Consider the following 1684-nt stretch of genomic DNA (forward strand, 5'->3'; position numbering starts at 1 on the left):
CTAAGCCTCGATCCACCGATGACCTGCCTCGGTGTACGTCGGTAGCGAGGGCGGCGTGGTTTCGAGCTCTGGGCGTGGCTGTGTGCCGGCCTTGCTGCCGGGTCGTTCCGTTGGGTCCTGGGTCGTGCCGGGTGTCGGCCGCGGTGATCAGCTGGTAGCGATCGGCGGGGGGTCTTGGCCGTGAGCGAAGAGCCGTCGCCAGGCGTCCTGCCAGGGCCACCCGACCGGGAGGTGGATGGTGATCCGTCGTGCCGAGGAGGCGATCCGGGCGGGGACGGCGATGAGTTTGCGGCGGATCGTCGCGGTGGTGGCCTTGGCCAGGGTCGGGCCGGTGACGGTCGCGGCGGCTCGGGTGAGGTTGAACGTCATCACAGCGAGCACGAGCCAGGCTGCGTTGGCGTTGAACACTCCGGACGGCATGTGCGCGAGCGCAGAGTTCTTCAGGTCGGAGTGGACCTGTTCGATGATCGCGTGGCCGCGGTGGGTCTTGTCAGCGGCCACGGTGTCGGCCACGTCGTGGTCGGTGGTGGTGAAGAACGCGTGGAAGCGCCAGGTGGCGAACAACGTCTCCTGACCGTTCTTGGCGCTGGGGTTGAGGTCGGGGATCCGGCGGACCACGAGGCGTCCGGTGACATGCTCGGCCTTCTTCTTGGACGTGAACGCGGTGAACGGAATTTCGGCGACCTCGGCCCGCGAGACCCATCGACCGGCCTGCTCGTCGAAGACGGCGTCGGTGTACTCGATCGGCGTCCAGGCGTCCTGGTCGATGGTGGCGATTGCGGCTTTGACCTTGGGATCCATCCGGACTGTGACCGAGACATCGGCGCCAGCTCGTAGTGCAGCACCGATCGTGGCGTAGCCGTAGAAGGCGGAGTCGGCACGCACCAACGGCCGCTGGGTCGAAGACGTCGACAGTGTGCGAGTGGTCTTCAACGCGTCCGCGACCAGCCGGGCCGCGCCCCGCGGCGAACCGCACGATCCCTTCCGAAGCCGTTGGGCCACGACCATCGGCGCCGACTCGCTGGTCGACACGGTCGCGAGCAGCGCGTTGAGTCCGCGAACCCCGGAGTAGCCGTAGCTCGAACCCTGCTTCGCGTAGCCGTGGACCTCGATGATGGTGTCGTCGATGTCGAGCATCACCCGCTCGCTGGAGTCCTTTGAGGTGGCGACCAGCGGTGCCTGGGAAGCCAGCCGGGTCAGGAACCTCGAGGCGACCGCGTCGAGCTGACGGACATGGCCGAAGCTGAACGAGCGCAGGAACGAACCCAGGGTCGAGGGCGCGTAGGCGTTGGCGAACACCCGCCCCATCCCGCCGTGGCGAAGCAACGCCATGTCATCGATGCTGTCCGCGCCGGCGACCATTCCCGCGACGAGTGAGGTGACCTTCAGTCCGGCGTTCGCGCCCTTGTCGGTCGGGACACTCAGATGCGTCTGAGCCAGTTCCTGGAGCCCCGCGGACTGGGCCAGCGTGAGGACCGGGACCAGCCCGGCCGACGACACGAGATTCGGATCATCGAACACCGCTGAGGTCGCACGGGGCGTGTGGCAAAGTTGCATCTACGAGATGCCCTTCGTGATGGCGTGAATTGGACCCTAGAGAAGTCAAATTCTTCCAGCACGTAAGGGCATTCTCACTTCACGGCACGCTCACCCGACCAACCTCATCGGTGGATCGAGGCTAAGG

1 protein-coding gene is annotated in these 1684 nt (G+C 66.4%); it reads right to left on the reverse strand.

Annotated features, from left to right (window positions below; translation table 11 throughout):
• Positions 1–147: 147 nt before the first annotated feature.
• On the reverse strand, positions 148–1557 hold the full coding sequence (locus EUA06_RS22205) for an IS1380 family transposase (RefSeq protein WP_129479873.1): 1410 nt from the start codon (positions 1555–1557) through the stop codon (positions 148–150).
• Between the last annotated feature and the right edge of the window lie 127 nt (positions 1558–1684).

It is taken from the genome of Nocardioides glacieisoli (genome assembly GCF_004137245.1).
Lineage (GTDB): Bacteria > Actinomycetota > Actinomycetes > Propionibacteriales > Nocardioidaceae > Nocardioides > Nocardioides glacieisoli.